Annotated in this window: 12 protein-coding genes and 2 tRNA genes; 7 read left to right on the top strand and 7 right to left on the bottom strand. The window is 69.2% G+C overall.

The window, feature by feature from the left end:
• Positions 1-18: 18 nt before the first annotated feature.
• Together sigJ and AC5RW2_RS16270 are read right to left on the bottom strand one after the other, a co-directional pair.
• Positions 19-909, bottom strand: a complete 891-nt coding sequence (gene sigJ / locus AC5RW2_RS16275) for an RNA polymerase sigma factor SigJ (protein ID WP_494074218.1) — start codon at positions 907-909, stop codon at positions 19-21.
• Between the two features lie 315 nt (positions 910-1224).
• Positions 1225-1301: transfer RNA gene (locus AC5RW2_RS16270), tRNA-Arg, on the bottom strand.
• A 402-nt stretch (positions 1302-1703) separates the two neighbouring features.
• On the opposite strand from AC5RW2_RS16270, the gene AC5RW2_RS16265 reads away from it, so the two are divergent.
• Both AC5RW2_RS16265 and AC5RW2_RS16260 read left to right on the top strand, forming a co-directional pair.
• Positions 1704-3542: a phosphoenolpyruvate carboxykinase (GTP) gene (locus AC5RW2_RS16265; RefSeq protein ID WP_494002289.1), complete on the top strand. Its 1839-nt coding sequence runs from the start codon at positions 1704-1706 to the stop codon at positions 3540-3542.
• A gap of 231 nt (positions 3543-3773) precedes the next feature.
• Positions 3774-4337 carry a hemerythrin domain-containing protein gene (locus AC5RW2_RS16260; RefSeq protein ID WP_494002290.1) on the top strand — a complete coding sequence of 188 codons (564 nt, stop codon included), beginning with the start codon at positions 3774-3776 and terminating at the stop codon, positions 4335-4337.
• Between the two features lie 25 nt (positions 4338-4362).
• Here the strand turns inward: AC5RW2_RS16260 and AC5RW2_RS16255 are convergent, their stop codons facing one another.
• From AC5RW2_RS16255 to AC5RW2_RS16245, 3 genes are all read right to left on the bottom strand, one after another.
• On the bottom strand, positions 4363-4812 hold the full coding sequence (locus AC5RW2_RS16255; RefSeq protein WP_494002291.1) for an RrF2 family transcriptional regulator: 450 nt from the start codon (positions 4810-4812) through the stop codon (positions 4363-4365).
• Between the two features lie 62 nt (positions 4813-4874).
• The gene (locus AC5RW2_RS16250; RefSeq protein ID WP_494002292.1) at positions 4875-5363 is read right to left on the bottom strand and encodes a hypothetical protein; all 489 of its coding nucleotides are present in this window, start codon (positions 5361-5363) and stop codon (positions 4875-4877) included.
• Entirely contained in the window at positions 5360-6838 is a 1479-nt protein-coding gene (locus AC5RW2_RS16245) for a phosphohexomutase domain-containing protein (protein WP_494074217.1), read from the bottom strand. The genes AC5RW2_RS16250 and AC5RW2_RS16245 overlap by 4 nt, the downstream gene beginning before the upstream one ends.
• A 70-nt stretch (positions 6839-6908) precedes the next feature.
• On the opposite strand from AC5RW2_RS16245, the gene AC5RW2_RS16240 reads away from it, so the two are divergent.
• The 4 genes from AC5RW2_RS16240 to AC5RW2_RS16225 all read left to right on the top strand — a co-directional run bounded on the left by AC5RW2_RS16240 (position 6909) and on the right by AC5RW2_RS16225 (position 12491).
• Entirely contained in the window at positions 6909-9098 is a 2190-nt protein-coding gene (locus AC5RW2_RS16240; RefSeq protein ID WP_494074216.1) for a RecQ family ATP-dependent DNA helicase, read from the top strand.
• A 90-nt stretch (positions 9099-9188) separates the two neighbouring features.
• On the top strand, positions 9189-9551 hold the full coding sequence (locus AC5RW2_RS16235) for a PadR family transcriptional regulator (protein ID WP_494002295.1): 363 nt from the start codon (positions 9189-9191) through the stop codon (positions 9549-9551).
• Positions 9551-10894, top strand: a complete 1344-nt coding sequence (locus tag AC5RW2_RS16230) for a permease prefix domain 1-containing protein (RefSeq protein ID WP_494074215.1) — start codon at positions 9551-9553, stop codon at positions 10892-10894. Before AC5RW2_RS16235 ends, AC5RW2_RS16230 begins: the two co-directional genes overlap by 1 nt.
• Before the next feature lie 139 nt (positions 10895-11033).
• Complete coding sequence (locus tag AC5RW2_RS16225) at positions 11034-12491, top strand: FAD-dependent monooxygenase (protein WP_494074323.1); 1458 nt, start codon at positions 11034-11036, stop codon at positions 12489-12491.
• Between the two features lie 102 nt (positions 12492-12593).
• Here the strand turns inward: AC5RW2_RS16225 and AC5RW2_RS16220 are convergent.
• A tRNA-Ser gene (locus AC5RW2_RS16220) sits at positions 12594-12682 on the bottom strand.
• 65 nt (positions 12683-12747) lie between these two features.
• Positions 12748-14814, bottom strand: coding sequence for a prolyl oligopeptidase family serine peptidase (locus tag AC5RW2_RS16215; protein WP_494074214.1), 2067 nt, complete (start codon positions 14812-14814; stop codon positions 12748-12750).
• A gap of 58 nt (positions 14815-14872) precedes the next feature.
• On the opposite strand from AC5RW2_RS16215, the gene AC5RW2_RS16210 reads away from it, so the two are divergent.
• Complete coding sequence (locus AC5RW2_RS16210; RefSeq protein ID WP_494074213.1) at positions 14873-16876, top strand: FAD/NAD(P)-binding protein; 2004 nt, start codon at positions 14873-14875, stop codon at positions 16874-16876.
• The last annotated feature ends 30 nt before the right edge of the window (positions 16877-16906 follow it).

Raw genomic sequence — 16906 nt, 5'->3', positions numbered from 1 at the left:
GCCGGGTCAGTGCACCTGCTAGATGCGGATGCGGCCAAGCTTGTCCGGGTTGCGGATGAGGAAAATTTCGCGGACCAAGCCCTCATCGATCCGGAAGCCGGCGACCGTGTCCACTGCACCGTCCGCGTCAACGGCCACCAACCCGGGCAGCCCGTTGACGTCGGCGACGTGCAGGTGGAAGGGGGCGTCCGGCTTGCCGGTGATGCCGAGCAGGAAGCGCAGCACCTTCTCCACCCCGAAGATGGGCCGCAGCGCCGAGGTCTTCTGTCCGCCGCCGTCGCTGGTCAGCACAACGTCCGGGGCCAGCAGGCCCAGCAGCGGCTCGATGGCCCCGGTGTTGGCCGCCTGCAGGAACTGCTCGGTGATCCTCCGGTGCAGGGCAGGATCCACCTGGTTCCTGGCTTGCCGGCTGGCAACGTGGCCGCGGGCACGCGAGATGAGTTGCCGCACCGCCGCGGGCGAGCGGCCCAGCGTCCGGGCAATCTCCGGTGCCGGGTAGCCGAAGACCTCGCCCAGGATGTAGGCCGCACGTTCCAAGGGGGAGAGCTGTTCCAGGACCACCAGCATGGCCAGCGAAACATCGTCGGCCAGCACGGCGGCTTCGTCCGGTGCGGGAGGGCTCGGCGCATCCGGCAGGGAACTGACCGGCTCGGGCAGCCAGGGCCCGACGTAATTTTCGCGACGGCGCTGCTGGGCGCGGATCTGGTTCAGCGCCAGATTGGTTACCGTTCGCAGCAGGAAGGCACGCGGTTCCCGGACATGGTCCTGCGGCACGTCGGAGAACCGCAGCCATGCCTCCTGCAGGACGTCCTCCGCGTCGGCGGCGCTGCCCAAGAGGCGGTACGCCGCCCCAAAGAGCAGCCCGCGGTGCTGCTGGAACACGGCCAGGTTTGCCTGGGTCGCCGTCATCTCAACCTCCTACGCTGCAGGTTTCCGTGAAGCCCTGGCTGGCCAGGCCTAGGCCTAACGCGGCGTTGACCCTCGACCGCTGGTGCTCCACACACCGAGCACATCGCGCTCCAGCTGAGTGTAGACGGTAGCCGGTGTGCCAGCGCGGAACCTCCCGCAGTTTCTCCGGGTCCACGCCCTGGTGATGAAATTCCCAGTATCCGAAGTTGAGACACTGGAGCCCGGAGAGGGGAGTGGCCGGTAAAACCGCTGGAGCCGCGGCACGTTGCCGGCAAAGAAAAATGCAGCCCGGTCGATGACCGGACTGCATTTCGTTGGTGCGCCCAGAGGGATTCGAACCCCCGGCCTTCTGTTCCGTAGACAGACGCTCTATCCAGCTGAGCTATGGGCGCTTGGCCTCGCGGCCGGATACAACTGTAGCGTGTTTGCCGGACAGTCGCCAAATCGAGGGAGCCCCGCCCGCCTCCGCCCCGGAATTCCGCGCATCGCTGCTTGTGGGAGCGCCACCTCACCCCTCGAGGCCCGTCTGCCTGACCCAGAGGAGTCTCCATCGCCGGCCCGCCGGGCGGCCGCTGATCGCGGGAAGCCGCGTCGGGCAGCCCCTGAAGGGAAACATTAACTAGACCGGTCTATATGACCTTAATCACACCTGTGGGCCTTGACACGTAGAAAATCCCCGGATTTCCGGGCTCTACCCATCTAGCCAGACCTATTTTCCTTTTTCTGCAGCCCGCTGGTCTAGCCATCGACCCATAGCATCTAGAAACACCACTGGCCCAGGAAAGGGATGAGTCATGGGCGATATCACGCGTCAGCCGGTTCTTGAGGAAACACTTATGGATGCCCCAACTACACACGCAAAGCTTCTGGCCTGGGTTGCCGAAGTTTCAGAGCTGACGCAGCCCGACTCTGTCTATTGGGTGGACGGCTCCGAAGAGGAGTACGCCCTCCTGACCGATCAGCTGGTCGAGGCCGGGACGCTGAAGCGGCTGAACCCGGAGCTGTTCCCGAACTCTTTCGTCGGCTTCTCCGACCCGAAGGACGTCGCCCGGGTCGAAGAGCGGACCTTCATCTGCTCCGAGAAGGAGGCAGACGCAGGGTTCACCAACAACTGGATGGACCCCGCGAAGATGAAGTCGATCCTCACGGAGCGCTTCGCCGGCAGCATGCGCGGACGCACGATGTACGTGATCCCCTTTGTCATGGGGCCTCTGGACGCGGAACAGCCGCAGTACGGCGTTGAAATCACCGACTCGGCCTATGTGGTCGCCTCCATGCGCATCATGGCGCGCATCGGCACCGACGTGCTGCGCAAGATGGAGCAAGAGGACGCCTTCTTCGTCCCCGCGCTGCATTCCGTCGGCGCCCCGCTGGAACCAGGGGAAGCCGACGTCGTCTGGCCGTGCAATGAGGAGAAGTGGATCGTGCACTTCCCCGAGGAACGGTCCATCTGGTCCTACGGCTCCGGCTACGGCGGCAACGCGCTGCTCGGCAAGAAGTGCTACGCCCTGCGCATCGCCTCGGTCATTGCCCGCGACGAAGGCTGGCTGGCCGAGCACATGCTGATCCTCAAGCTCACCAGCCCGCAGGGCAAGGCGTACAACATTGCGGCCGCCTTCCCCTCGGCCTGCGGCAAGACCAACCTCGCGCTGCTGGATCCGACCATTGAGGGCTGGAAGGCCGAGACCCTCGGCGACGACATCAACTGGATGCGCATCGGCAAGGAGGGCGAACTGCGCGGTGTGAACCCCGAGTACGGCCTGTTCGGCGTCGCACCGGGCACAGGCTGGAGCACCAACCCCAACGCCATGCGCGCCATCGCCAAGGGCAACTCCATCTTCACCAATGTGGCGCTTACCGACGACGGCGGCGTCTGGTGGGAGGGCATGACCGACGAAGTGCCCGATCACCTCATCGACTGGCAGGGCAACGACTGGACGCCTGACTCCGGCCGGCCGGCGGCGCACCCGAACTCGCGCTTCTGCACGCCGATCTCACAGATCGACATGCTGGCCCAGGAGTACTACAGCCCCGACGGTGTGGAGATCCATGCGATCCTCTTCGGCGGGCGCCGCAAGACCACCATCCCGCTGGTTACCCAGGCCCGCTCGTGGACCAACGGCATCTTCATGGGCTCCACCCTGTCGTCGGAGACCACCGCCGCCGCCGCCGGCGAAGTAGGTGTGGTCCGCCGCGACCCGATGGCCATGCTTCCGTTCATCGGCTACAACGCCGGCGACTACCTCAAGCACTGGGGCACCATCGAGGGCAAGGCCAACCCGGACCGCCTGCCCAAGGTATTCCTGGTCAACTGGTTCCGCCGCAATGCCGACGGCGGCTTCGCGTGGCCGGGCTTCGGGGAGAACTCCCGCGTGCTCAAGTGGGCCATCGAACGCATCGAGGGCACCGCGGACGCCGCGGAAACCCCGATCGGCTACATCCCGACCGGCGACTCCATCGACCTGACCGGGCTGGACATGACCCAGGCTCAGGTGGAAGAAGCCGTCAAGGTGGATCCGGCGGAGTGGAAGGAAGAGCTTAAGGGCATTGAGGAATGGTACGCGCAGTTCGGCGATTCCCTGCCCGATGAGCTGGACGCCGAACTCAAGCAGCTCCAGGCCCGCTTCGCCTGAGTGACTGAACGCGGGACGCCATGACAGGTTCCCGACATGAGGCCCCCGCGCACCTGCGCGGGGGCCTCATCCGCTTAACTGCGGACACACCGCGCGTCCGGTCTAGACCGGCTGCCCCGATTTCGCGCTCCCAACCCCGAAAGCGCTTCGGACCGTGGAATCGAATGCCGCTCGTTGGTATGTTGAGCCCTCCTACGCACGCTCACGAGCAACGACCCAAGGAGGGGCGTCATGGCCGATACGCAGGGCGGGGATGTCATCGATATCCTCACGACCGATCACCGCGAAATGATTGAACTGCTCAGCCAGATCGAGCAGACCGCCGACCCGGGCCAGCGCCGGGACCTGGCCGATACCGTCATCGCGGAGGTGATGCGCCACGCCGTCGCGGAAGAGATGCTCGTCTATCCCGCGATCGAAGAGCACGTGCCGAACGGCAAGGAAGAGGTTGAGCATGACAAGAAGGAGCACGATGAGATCGTCCAGCTGATGAAGCGGATGGAGGACGTTGACTCCTCCGACCCAACCTTCATGGAGCTGGTCAGGGAACTCGAAGGGCAGTTGCGCCACCACGCCAACGACGAGGAGACGGATCAGTTCCCGAAGCTGCGCGCCCACATCCCCCCGGAGCGGCTCGTTGAGCTGGGTGAAAAGGTCCAGAACGCCAAGAAAGTCGCGCCGACCAGGCCCCATCCCAGCGCCCCGCACTCCGAGCTGTTCCACAAGACCCTGGGCCCCGGCGTCGGCATGGTGGACCGGCTGCGCGACAAGCTCTCGGGCCGCCAGACCGGTTGAGTCCGTGGTGGTGGCCCGCCGCGGATCACGCGGGGCGGCGGTTCAGCAATGCCAAAAAGACGGGTTCCATCTGCGACGGGTGCGGCAACGAGGACACGACGAGGGGATCCAGTTCGCGGTAAAAGGCCTCGCGGGCCCGGCGCAGCGCCCCACGCAGCGCGCAGTTGTTGTTCATCGGGCAGTCGCCGCTGGCGGACTCGCAATCCACCAGGTCCTCCCGCGCGTCGAGAGTCCGCAGCAGGCCGCCCACCGTCGCCAGCCGCCCGGCGGCGCTGATCCGGATGCCGCCGGAGCGGCCGCGCACCGCCTCGACCAGTCCGAGCGAGCGCAGCTTCAGCACCGCCTTGCTGACGTGGTTGTACGGGGTGCCGACGCCGTCGGCGACCGCCTGCGTGGTCATCAATTCGCCCTCCGGCGCCGCGGACAGCAGCATCAGTGCACGCAGGCACACGTCGGAGAAGGCATTGATACGCATGCCGCCAATTTTAGCCGTCCGGCGCGGCCGGAATTGCCGCCGTTCCGCGCGGCGCCGGCGGATCAGCCCCGGGGAGGCCCGGCTTCTGCGTCGGGTTCCTCGTCGGGCCATACCAGGCGTTCCTGCGGGTCCACGAACGGGTCCGGGTAGCTCCAGGCGCCGTCGTCGTCGTGATGGTAGGGCTGTATGGCCGAGACCGCGATGCCGGCCGAGTGCTCCACGGCAATCTGGATCGCGTCGGCGTCCTCTTCGGGCAGGAAGATGTCGCTGATCACGGCGATGGCGCGGAAATCGGCGCGGTCATGGCGCAGGGTGGCGTACAGGTCCTCGATCATGCCATCCACGTTGACCTCGGCTGCCTCGGCGTCCAGGTCATCGGGGGAGACCACGACGAGCCGCAGGCCGCCGTCGTGCGTGGTGACCAGGGCCGCGGGCAGGAACGCCCCGTGCTCGGTCAACTGTTCCTGCGCCACCCCGAGCCCGGTTCCGAACAGCGTGTCGATATCGGCCAGGATCTCCGCGGGGATGCCCTCGCGCCACGAGGCGCTCATGCTGTTTCCCGGACGCGGGCCAGGACGTGCCCGCGGAGGGTGTCGAGCAGGCCGGGGCTGGTCGCCTCGGCGTTCAGCCGCAGGAAGGGTTCGGTGTTGGAGGGGCGCAGGTTGAACCACCAGGTTCCGTCGTCGGCGATCACGGTGGTGCCGTCGAGCCGGTCCACGCTCACGCCGGTGCCCGCGTAGGGGGCCGGGCAGCTGGCGGCGGTCGTGTCGGTTCCGGCCGCGGCGGGGTCGGACGCGAGGGCGGGGGCGAAGTCGGCCAGCACGCGGGCGATCGCGGCGTCCTTGTCTTCGACCTGGGAGTTCAGTTCGCCCGTGGCGTGGTAGGGGTCGTATTCGGCGGCAAGCTTGGACAGCGGTGCGTCCTGCTCGCCGAGGGCGGCGAGCACGTGCATGGCGGCGAGCATGCCGGTGTCGGCGTTGTAGAAGTCGCGAAAGTAATAGTGCGCGGAGTGTTCGCCGCCGAACACGGCCTTCTCCTCGGCCATGTGCGCCTTGATGAACGAGTGTCCCACCCGGGTGCGGACCGGGCGTCCGCCGGCGGCGGTGATGGTTTCGGGCACGGCGCGGGAGGTGATCAGGTTGTGGATCACCGCCGGGCTTTCTTCGCCGGCGGCGCGGGCGCGGGCGATTTCGCGCCGGGCGACCAGCGCGGTGATTGCCGAGGGGGAGACCACCGCCCCTGTCTCATCGATCACGAAGCACCGGTCGGCGTCGCCGTCGAAGGCTAGGCCGAGGTCCGCCCCGTGCTCGGTGACGGCGGCCTGCAGGTCCACCAGGTTTTCCGGTTCCAAGGGGTTGGCCGGATGGTTGGGGAACGTGCCGTCCAGCTCGAAATACAGCGGCACGACCTGAAGCGGCAGCGCCGGCAGCAGGGTGTCGCCGAGCACGGCGGGGGTGGTCATCCCGGCCATGCCGTTGCCGGCGTCCACGACTACCTTCAGCGGCCGGATGCCGGCCAGGTCCACCAGGGAGCGCAGGTAGGAGGCGTAACCGGCCAGCACGTTGGTTTCGCTGATGGTCCCGGGTTCGGTGCCGTCGGGGATCCCCGTCTCGAGGTACTTCTGCGCCAGGTCGCGGATGTCGAACATGCCGGTGTCGGAGGAGACCGGCACCGCCCCGGGCTTGGCCATCTTCAGGCCGTTGTACTGCGCAGGGTTGTGGCTGGCGGTGAACACCACCCCGGCGGCGTCCAGGGACCCGCAGGCGTAGTAGAGCTCATCGGTGGAGATCAGCCCCAGCATTTGGATGTTGGCCCCGCGGCCGGCCGCGCCGTGGGCGAACGCGGCGGCGAATTCCGGCGAGGACGGGCGCATGTCGCCGCCCACCAGCACGGTCTGCCCGGCCAGGGACAACACGTCCACGAACGCGGCGCCGGTCGCCTCGACGGTCGCCGCCGTAATGGTTTCGCCCACGATCCCGCGGACGTCGTACGCCTTGAAGGACAGGCCAAGATCTATGCTGCTCACTTCACCAGCTTATAAGGGGCTGCTGTGGAAAAGGGCCAGGTTGTCCTCGGCGGCTGCGATACTGGGCAGCATGGCTGAGCTGATCGACGGGACAACGGACGCGGTGACGACGGGAACGGCGGGGCCCCGGCAGGACGACGGCGGGCTGCGCGGGGAGGCCACCGCGCTGCTGCGTGCCCTGGTGGGCAATGACACGGCCCAGTTCCACGAGGGCCAGTTCGAGGCTGTCGAGGCGTTGGTTTCCGGCGGGCGCCGGGCGCTGGTGGTGCAGCGCACCGGCTGGGGAAAATCGGCGGTCTACTTCGTGGCGAGCCTCCTGCTGCGCCGCCGTGGCGCCGGCCCCACCCTGATCGTCTCGCCCCTGCTCGCGCTCATGCGCGACCAGGTGGCGGCGGCCGAACGCGCGGGGGTGCGGGCCGCGGCGATCAACTCGGCGAACCAGCTGGAATGGGGCCAGGTCCAGGAGCAGTTGGCCGCCAATACCGTGGACGTGCTGCTGGTCTCGCCCGAGCGGCTGAACAATCCGCGGTTCCGCGACGAACAGCTGCCGCAGCTGGTGCAAAGCTCCGGCCTGCTCGTGGTCGACGAGGCGCACTGCATTTCCGACTGGGGCCACGACTTCCGCCCGGACTACCGGCGGATCCGGGACCTGATCGCCCGACTGCCCGAGCGGGTCCCGGTACTGGCCACCACGGCCACCGCCAATTCCCGCGTGGTCCACGACATCGAGGAGCAACTCGGCGTGCATGCCGCCCCCGGGCACGACGGCGGAGTGCTCACCATCCGGGGCCCGCTCGCCCGCGCGTCGCTGCGGCTGGGAGTGCTCCGCCTGGCCAGCCCGCGTGCCCGGCTCGGGTGGCTGCTCACGCACCTGGACGACCTGCCCGGCAGCGGAATCATCTACGCCCTCACGGTTTCCGCCGCCGAGGACACGGCTCGGCTCCTCCGCGAGGCCGGCCACGAGGTGGCCGCCTACACCGGCCGGACCGATCCCGCCGAGCGGGAACAGGCTGAGGCGGCGCTGAAGGAGAACCGGGTCAAGGCGCTGGTGGCCACCAGCGCCCTCGGCATGGGCTTCGACAAACCCGACCTGGGCTTTGTGGTGCACCTGGGTGCGCCGAGTTCCCCGGTGGCCTACTACCAGCAGGTGGGGCGCGCAGGACGCGGAACTCCGAACGCCGACGTGCTGCTCCTGCCCGGTACCGAAGACCGGGACATCTGGGAGTACTTTGCCACGGCGTCGATGCCGAACGAGGGCACGGCAACGGCCGTGCTGCGCGAGCTCTCCGTCCCGGGGACCGTGCTGTCCACCGCGGCACTGGAGACGCTGGTGAACCTGAAACGGTCCCCGCTGGAACTCTTGCTGAAGGTCCTCTCCGTGGACGGCGCGGTGCGCAAGGTCAGCGGCGGCTGGGAGGGAACCGGCCAGCCCTGGACCTACGACGCGGAGCGCTACGGACGCATTTCGCAGGCCCGGGTGGCCGAACAGAACGCCATGCTGGACTACGAGAACACCTCCGGCTGCCGGATGGAATTCCTCGCCAGGGCCCTGGACGATCCCGCCGCCGCGCCCTGCGGGCGCTGCGACAACTGCGCAGGACCCTGGTACTCGGACACCATCGCGGCCGAGGCCACCGAAAGCGCCGGCGCCGCCCTGCAACGTGCCGGCGTCGAACTGGAACCGCGCGCCATGTGGCCCAGCGGCATGAACAAGCTGGGCGTGCCGGTCAAGGGCAAGATCCCGCCGGCGGAGGCCAACGGCAGCGGCCGCGCCCTGGCCCGGCTGACGGACCTGGGCTGGGGCGGAAAGCTGCGCGAAGTCTTCGCGGACGGGGCGCCGGACCGCGAAGTGGACCCGGCCATGCTGAACGCCTGCGTCCAGGTCCTGGCGCAGTGGGGTTGGGCACAACGCCCGGTCGGCATCGTCAGCGTCCCCTCCCGCAGCAGGCCGCTGCTGGTGCAGTCACTGGCCCGCGGCCTGTCCGAGATCGGCCGGCTGCCCTACCTGGGCGAACTCACCGTCCCGCACGGCGGACCCCGCAGCGGCCCCGGCGGCAACAGCGCCTTCCGGTTGGCCGATGTGTGGGACCAGTTCCAGGTCCCCGAGGGCGGTGAAGCCTGGTTGGCGCAAAACCGCGGCCCCGTGCTTCTGGTCGACGACGTCGCCGACAGCCGCTGGACCCTGACCGTGGCCGGACGCGCGCTGCGCCTCGCCGGGGCCGAAGCGGTCCTGCCCTTCGTTTTGGCCCTCAAGGCCTGAGCCCAAGACGGCCTGGCCGGACGGCCGCCCTCCCTGATACCTAGAGGTGCTAGGGTAATACCTTGCAGATCTAGGTATCAGGAGGACCCTTTGCGCATTGACAAGGACCTGGTCGCCGCTTCCGCCACCCCGCTCGTGCTGGGGATATTGTCGGAGGGCGAACTATACGGCTACGCCATCAGCAAGCGCGTCAGCGAACTGTCCGACGGAGGGCTGGAGTGGACGGACGGCATGCTCTACCCGCTGCTGCACCGACTCGAACGGTTCGGGTATGTGTCGTCCTCGTGGGGCATCTCGGAGGCCGGACGGCGGCGCAAACACTATGCCATCACCGCCCAAGGCCGGGAGGTGCTCGCCGAGCGGCAGCAACAGTGGACGGTGGTCGCCGAGACGCTGCGGCGGGTGTGGCAGGCAGTGCCGCCGCCCGCGGCCCCGGTCGAAGGGTGGGCCTGATGGAACCGCATGCCGAGTTGGAAGCACAGATAGACCGGTGGCGCGGGTATGTCCGGCGGCGGCAGGCGATCTCACCCGCGGACCTCGATGAACTCGAGGACCACCTGCGCGGACAAATCGCCGACCGCCAGGCGTCAGGGCTGGACGACGAGGAGGCCTTCCTCGTCGCGATCAAGCGCCTGGGCAATCTGGATGCGATCTCGCATGAGTTCGCCCGCGAGCACTCCGACCGGCTGTGGAAGCAGTTGGTGCTCGTCCCGCAGGACGCCGACTCCGCAGCGCCGCCATGGCGGGAGCTCGCTGTCGTCCTCGCGCTCGCCGTCGGGGCAGGAGTGGCCGTCAAGGCGGGCACCCTGTGGCTCGACGGCGCGGTCCTGGCGCGCAACCTCGGCCTCCTCGTCTTCCCGTTCCTTGCCGCGTACTTCGCCTGGAAACGCCGGTTGACGGTGCCCAAGGCGGCTGCGCTGCTCGTCCCGTTCACCGCGCTGGCCGTGCTGCTCAATGCCTATCCGTTCGCGGCCGCCGGTTCCACCGAGGTGCTCGCCGTGCTGCACGCCCCGGTCGTCCTGTGGCTGCTGGCGGGCGTGGCGTACGTTGGCGGCAGGTGGCGGGAGCACAGCCGGCGCATGGACTTTGTCCGGTTCAGCGGTGAGCTCGCGATCTACTTCACGCTGTTGGCCCTCGGCGGGGCTGTGCTGATCGGGCTCACCTTCGGCGCGCTGCAGGCTGTCGGCGTCGACTTCGAGCCCGCGATGGAGGCCTGGATCCTGCCGTTCGCCGTCCCGGGTGCGCTGGTCGTAGCCGCCTGGCTGGTCGAGGCCAAGCAGAACGTCGTCGAGAACATCGCCCCGGTGCTCACCCGCGTCTTCACGCCCCTGACCATCGTGATGCTGCTGGCCCTGCTGGCAGTACTCACGGCGGCCGGCGGCCTGGTGGACGTCGACCGGGGGCTGCTCATCCTGATGAACGCGATCCTCGTGCTCGTCCTGGCCCTGCTGCTGTACGCGATTTCTGCCCGCGACGCGCTGGCGCCGCCGGGCCTGTTCGACGGCCTGCAATTGGTCCTCGTCGCCGCCGCGGTCGCGGTCGACGCGGTCATGCTGACGGCGATGCTGACCCGGATCGCCGAATTCGGTACCAGCGCCAACAAGGTCGCCGCGCTCGGCCTGAACCTGCTGCTGTTGGTGCATCTGGTGCGGGCGGCGTGGCTCACCGTCGGGTTCCTGCGCGGGCGGCGGCCCTTCGCGGCGCTGGAGCGCTGGCAGACAGGGTACCTGCCGGTCTATGGTGCCTGGGCCGCCGTCGTCGTCGTGGCCTTCCCGCCGGTCTTCGGCTTCGCCTGACCTGCGGAGCCGGAGGTCTGCCGCCACTTCCAATGTAGCGCGCACCGGGGGGCTTGCTGCAAGGCCCCCCTCATGCCCCAAACTGGCCCGGACGTGCGCTGAAGAGGCGCACGACAAGGTTCGGAGAGGCGGGGTCGTGATGGTGGAGGTCATCGTTGCCGGGGGCGGTCCGACGGGGATGATGCTTGCCGGAGAACTGGCGCTGGCGGGCGTGGATACGGCGATCGTGGAGCGCCGCCCGACGCCGGAGCTGGTGGGCTCGCGCGCGGGCGGCTTCCACTCGCGGACCATCGAGATTCTCGATCAGCGCGGGATTGCCGACCGGTTCCTGGCTGAGGGCCAGCCCGTCCAGGCGGCGTTCTTCGGGAACACGGCGCTGGACGTCAGCGACTTTCCCACCCGCCACCCCTACACGCTCGGCCTGTGGCAGAACCATATTGAGCGGATCCTGGCCGGCTGGATCGAGGAACTGGGCGTGCCGGTCCATCGGGGCCTCGAGGTAACCGGCTTGGTCCAGGACGCCGCCGGTGTCGACGTGCATCTGGCCGACGGCGGGCCGATGCGCGCGCGGTACCTGGTCGGCGCCGACGGCGGACGCAGCGCGGTCCGTAAGGCGGCCGGCATCGGGTTCCCCGGCTGGGATGCGACGAAAAGCAGCCTGATCGCCGAGGTGGAGGTGACCGAGGAGACGCCGTCGGGCATGCGCATCGACGAGGTGGGGGTCCACGGGCTGCACCCGATGGAGGACGGGCGAACGGTGCGGGTGGTCGTGACCGAGAAGCAACTGGGGCCGGCGACCGAACCCACGCTGGCGGACCTCGGCACGGCGCTGTCCGAGGTCTACGGCACCGACTTCGGGATCCACCATCCGACCTGGATCTCGCGCTTCACGGACGCCACGCGGCAGGCCGCGGCCTACCGCAACGGACGCGTGCTGCTGGCCGGGGACGCCGCGCACATCCATGCTCCTTCAGGCGGGCAGGGGATCGGGCTCGGCATCCAGGACGCCGTGAACCTCGGCTGGAAGCTCGCCCTGGTGGTCCGGGGCAGTGCCCCGGACAGCCTGCTGGACACCTACCACGCCGAGCGGCACCCCGCCGGAGCCCGCGCGCTCAAGCACACAATGGCGCAGTCGGTGATGCAGCGGGCCGACCCGCGCGTCGGCGCCTTGGCCGACACGGTGGCCGGACTGCTCACAATCGACGAGGCCCGGAAGCGGCTGGCTGCACTCATCTCCGGCCTGGACGTCCGCTACGACCTCGGCGAGGGGCACCCGCTGCTCGGGCGGCGCATGCCCGATCTCGACGTGGTCACCGCCAAGGGCCCGCTGCGGGTGTTCACCCTCCTGCATGAAGCCCGCGCGGTGCTGCTGAACCTCGGCGCGCCGGGCAGCATCGGGTTGGGGCAGTGGGCGGACCGGGTGCAACTGGTGGACGCCAGGTACGACGGCGGGTGGAAGCTTCCCGTGATCGGTTCGGTCAGCGCTCCTGCCGCGGTGTTGATCCGGCCCGACGGGCACGTGGCGTGGACGGGGGAAGGGACCGGGCGGGGACTGGAGGACGCGCTCGCCCGCTGGTTCGGGCCCGGGCGGCCGTGACGCTGCGGCGGGCGGAGGAGGCGGGCCCTCATCAAGCGGCCGGGCCGCCGGAACGCGGGGACCAGACGCAAAAACTCCCCCGGTTTCCCGGGGGAGTTGACGCGGAGACGGGGGGATTTGAACCCCCGGTCGAGTTTAACCCCGACCCTTCATTAGCAGTGAAGTCCATTCGGCCGCTCTGGCACGTCTCCATACGCTATTGCTAGCCACACAAGACTACCCAGAATCCGGGGCCAAGAGCAAAACAGCGAACGGCTCAGCCGGTCAGCGCGCGCCACAGGAACGCGTGCGAGAGCGCCTGCAACCGGGCCGTCTGCTTGTTGTCGCTGGCGCCGGCGTGTCCGCCCTCGAGGGCTTCGTGGAACCAGACGTTTTCGACCCCGAGTTCCTGCATCCGGGCGGCCATCTTGCGGGCCTGCACCGGGCCCACCCGGTCGTCCGAGGTAGCGGTCCAGATGAGTGTGTCAGGATACTCCGTGCCCGGCTGGAGCAGGTGGTAGGGCGAGAAGGTGCGGATGAACTCCCACTGTGCCGGGTCCTCGGGGTCCCCGTACTCCGCGATCCAGGAGTAACCGGCGGAGAGTCGGGTGTAGCGGGCCATGTCCAGCAGCGGCACCCCGCACGACACCGCGCCGAAGAGGTGCGGGTAGCCGGTCAGCATGTTTCCCACCAGCAGGCCGCCGTTCGATCCGCCGGCGCAGCCCAGCCGCTCCCGGCGGGTGACCCCGCGGTCCATCAGGTCCTCCGCCACCGCGGCGAAGTCCTCGTAGGCGCGGTGCCGGTTGGCCTGGAGCGCCGCCCGGTGCCAGCCCGGGCCGTACTCGCCGCCGCCGCGGATGTTGGCCACCACGTACACGCCGCCGCGGCCCTCCTCGCTGCGCTGTTCCAGCCAGGCCCGCCCCACCGTGCCGCTGTAGCCGGGCGTACGCGCGACTTCGAACCCGCCGTAACCCGAGAGCAGCACCGGGTTGCCGCCGTCGTACGCAAGATCCTTGGGGCCCACCTGGAAATAGGGGACCTGCGTGCCGTCCTTGGAGGTGGCGAAGTGCTGCTGGACCTCGTAGGCGGAGGCGTCAAAGTACGACGGCGATGCCTTGACTTCCAGTGCCGGCCCGCCGATGGTGCCGCGCGAGAGGGTCGACGGCGTGAGGTAACCGGTGGCCACCAGCGAGTAGTCGTCGGATTCGTCGTCGTCCACCCCGGATGCATCCACGGCGTGCAGCGGCGGGCAGTCACGGAGTTCGGAGGCGGCCCACTGCGCGGCCGGATCCAGCACCAGGATCCGGGACGAGACGTCCTGCAGCAGGTTGAGCAGCAGGTAGTTCCGGGTCCAGCTCCAGGACTGCAGCGAGGTTGCCGCGTCGGGGGCGAAGAGGACCTGCAGGGAACGGTCGCCGGCCAGGAACGCCTCCAGGTCGGCGGCGAGCAGGGACCCGGCCGGGTGGACCGTGCCGTCCAGTTCCCAGTCGTCCCGCGGCCGCAGTAGCAACCACTGGCGGTGGAGATCCACGTTCACGTCGGTGGGAACGTCGATGGGCAGCCACTCGCCGTCGCGCCGCAGGTAGGTGCGGTAGTTGAAGAAATCGATGACGTCCACCGCCACGTCCCGTTCGAAGCCGGGGGTGGAGTCGTGGCCCACCTGGGCCAGCATGTGGTTTTGGGGGACGTCGAAGTACTCGGTGGCAGCCTCCGGAGCCTGGCCGCGGCGCAGGATGCGGCTGGTCCGCGGGTAGGAGGAAGTGGTCAGCGAGCCGGGGCCGAAGTCGGTGCCCAGCAGGATGTGGTCCTCGTCCAGCCAGGAGACATAGCTCTTGGCCACCGGGATGTCGAAGCCGCCGGGCACGAAGGCGCGGTCCTCGACGTCGAACTCGCGCAGCCGCACCGCGTCGCCGCCGTCGGGGGAGAGCCGCAGCATGGCACGCCGGTAGCTGGTGCCGTCGGCCGGGCGCAGGAAGGACGAACCGGCATAGACCCAGTCGACGCCCTCGGCGGCGGCCAGCGCGTCGACGTCCAGCAGCACCTCCCAGTCCGGGGAATCGGTCAGGTAGCTCTCCCAGCTGGTGCGGCGCAGCAGGCCGCGGGGGTTGGCTTTGTCCCGCCAGAAGTTGTAGTAGTGCGGGCCGCGCTTGATGACGGCCGGGATCCGGTCCTCCGCGTCCAGGACTTCCAGAATGCCGGCCTCCAGCGCCGTGAACGAGTCGTCCACGAGCTTGGCCTCGGTGCGCCGGTTTTGTGCCTTCGCCCACTCCAGGGGCTTGTCGCCGTAGATGTCCTCGAGCCAGATGAAGTCGTCCTGGGGCAGATGCGCGGTGTCCTTGGCCATGGACCCATCCTAGGCATGCCGCCACGGGGAGCCGGTTCCCAACCCGTAGGCTAGACGGATGGACAATCCGGGCAGTTACCGTGTGGCGATCGTGGGCGCCGGCCCGCGGGGCACCTCCGTGCTGGAGCGGCTGCTGTCCAACCACCGGGCCCACGGCGGGGCGCGCCTGCGGATCCACCTGATCGATCCCTATCCTCCCGGCGCCGGGCATGTCTGGCAGCCGGGCCAGTCCCGGTTGTTCCTGATGAACACCCCCTGCCTGTTCCCCACGGTGGTGCCGGCCCCGGGGACCCCACAGGTGGGCCCCGATCCGGTGGCGGGCATGACCTTCGAGGCCTGGCGCTCCGCGGTCGCGGCCGGCAGCTTTCCCGAGGTGCCGCAGGACGACCGCGAGGAGGCCGCTGCGCTGGGGCCGGCCGATTTCCCCAGCCGGGCACTCTACGGGCGCTACCTGACCTGGACCTTCGCGCAGCTGGCAGCCCGGACCGGGGCGGATGTGTCCCTCACCGTGCATTCGGCGGAGGCCACCGGTCTCTCGGAGCACGACGGCGAATGGCAGCTTGAGCTGGCCGACGGCGCCACCGTGGCGGCGGACGCCGTGGTGCTTGCCCTGGGGCACGTTCCCGCGGCGCTGAATCCGGAGCAGCAGCAGCTGCAGGATGCAGCGGCCCGGCACGGCCTGAACTACCTGCCGCCGAATGTGCCGGCAGACGTGGACTGGGATCGGCTCCCGCCCGGCCGCACGGTTCTGGTGCGCGGCATGGGGCTGAACTTTTTCGACCTGATGGTGCAGGTCACCGAGGGCCGCGGCGGGCGGTTCCTCCCGGCGACGGACACCGAGCCGTTGCGCTACGTCCCTTCGGGGAAGGAACCGCGCCTGGTGGCCGGCTCCCGGCGGGGCACGCCGTACCGGGCGAAGGCCAGGATCGACAGTTACATCCCGGCCGGCGTGGAGCTGCGGCATTTCACCACGCACGCGGCCAGCCTGTATGCCGAAGCCGGCGTGCAGCCCGGCTTCGACCACGATCTGTGGCCGATGCTGCACCGCGACGTCTACTGGGCCTATTACTCCACGCTCGGGCGGGTGGAACCGGAGTGCCTGAGCGTGCCGCCGGAGGAGCTGCTGGCCGGGCTGGAGCGGCTGCTGGCGGAGAAGACGGAGCCGGGCAGCCGCACCCTGCTGGTGCGGGCGGGGGCCTACCTGTCGGAACGGGTCGCCGGGCACCGGTTGCTGGACGTGGAGGCACTGGCCAAGCCGTTCAACGGGCGCAAGTTTGCCTCCGCGGCGGACTACCAGCAGGCGGTTCTGGACTATCTGGATGCCGATGCCATGGGTTCCGCCCGCGGCACCGACGATCCGCTCAAGATGGCCATCGGGGCACTCAACGCCGGGCGCTCGCTGTTGAAGAAGATTGTGGCTGACGGCGGCATCACGGAGGAATCGTGGCTTGCCGAACTGCGCGGCTGGTTCGAACCGCTGGTCGAAGGGCTGGCGAGCGGACCGCCGGCCCAGCGCATCGAGCAGTTGGCCGCCTTGGCGCGGGCCGGCATTGTCCGGTTCGCCGGGCCGGAACCGGTCTACGAGGTGGACCCGGACAGCGGCCGGTTCCGGGTGACGTCGCCGTGGGTCGACGGCGCCGAATACACCGGCGCGTACCTGGTGGAGGCGATGATGCCGGCCAACCGGGTGGCCCACAACCGGTCTCCGCTGCTGCGGCGGATGCTCGAGGACGGCCTGGTCCGGCCGAGGCTGATGATCGGGCCCAACGGACAGCCGGTGACCTCCTCGGGCCTGGACGTGACGCTGCCGCCTTACCGTCCGCTGGACCGAAACGGCCATCCGGCCCGGAGCCTGTACGTGATCGGACTGCAGCTGTCCTCGGTCCAGTGGGGCACGTCGATCGCCGCCGAGGCCGGGGCGCCGGGCGACACCGGCGGCCGTACGCTGCAGGATGCCGACCGGATAGCGCGCGCCATCCTGGCGGCGGCCGACAACAGGAGCCTGGCCGGCCCTGCAGAGGCGGGCACCGACGTGGTCGCCAGCGGGGTGCCGGGGTACTGACCCCGGCCATGGGCGCGGGTAGGCCCTCCC

Source organism: Arthrobacter sp. B0316-1-20 (assembly GCF_059091865.1).
Note: the sequence above shows the minus strand (reverse complement) of the source record. Positions and strands in the feature narration are given on the sequence as shown.

Excerpts from the sequence above, each read along its gene's own strand:
- AC5RW2_RS16225 (WP_494074323.1), top strand. The coding sequence starts at position 11,034 with ATGGTGGAGGTCATCGTTGCCGGGGGCGGTCCGACGGGGATGATGCTT.
- sigJ (WP_494074218.1), bottom strand. The coding sequence starts at position 909 with ATGACGGCGACCCAGGCAAACCTGGCCGTGTTCCAGCAGCACCGCGGG.
- AC5RW2_RS16260 (WP_494002290.1), top strand. The coding sequence starts at position 3,774 with ATGGCCGATACGCAGGGCGGGGATGTCATCGATATCCTCACGACCGAT.
- AC5RW2_RS16255 (WP_494002291.1), bottom strand. The coding sequence starts at position 4,812 with ATGCGTATCAATGCCTTCTCCGACGTGTGCCTGCGTGCACTGATGCTG.
- AC5RW2_RS16215 (WP_494074214.1), bottom strand. The coding sequence starts at position 14,814 with ATGGCCAAGGACACCGCGCATCTGCCCCAGGACGACTTCATCTGGCTC.
- AC5RW2_RS16250 (WP_494002292.1), bottom strand. The coding sequence starts at position 5,363 with ATGAGCGCCTCGTGGCGCGAGGGCATCCCCGCGGAGATCCTGGCCGAT.
- AC5RW2_RS16265 (WP_494002289.1), top strand. The coding sequence starts at position 1,704 with ATGGGCGATATCACGCGTCAGCCGGTTCTTGAGGAAACACTTATGGAT.
- AC5RW2_RS16230 (WP_494074215.1), top strand. The coding sequence starts at position 9,551 with ATGGAACCGCATGCCGAGTTGGAAGCACAGATAGACCGGTGGCGCGGG.
- AC5RW2_RS16240 (WP_494074216.1), top strand. The coding sequence starts at position 6,909 with ATGGCTGAGCTGATCGACGGGACAACGGACGCGGTGACGACGGGAACG.
- AC5RW2_RS16210 (WP_494074213.1), top strand. The coding sequence starts at position 14,873 with ATGGACAATCCGGGCAGTTACCGTGTGGCGATCGTGGGCGCCGGCCCG.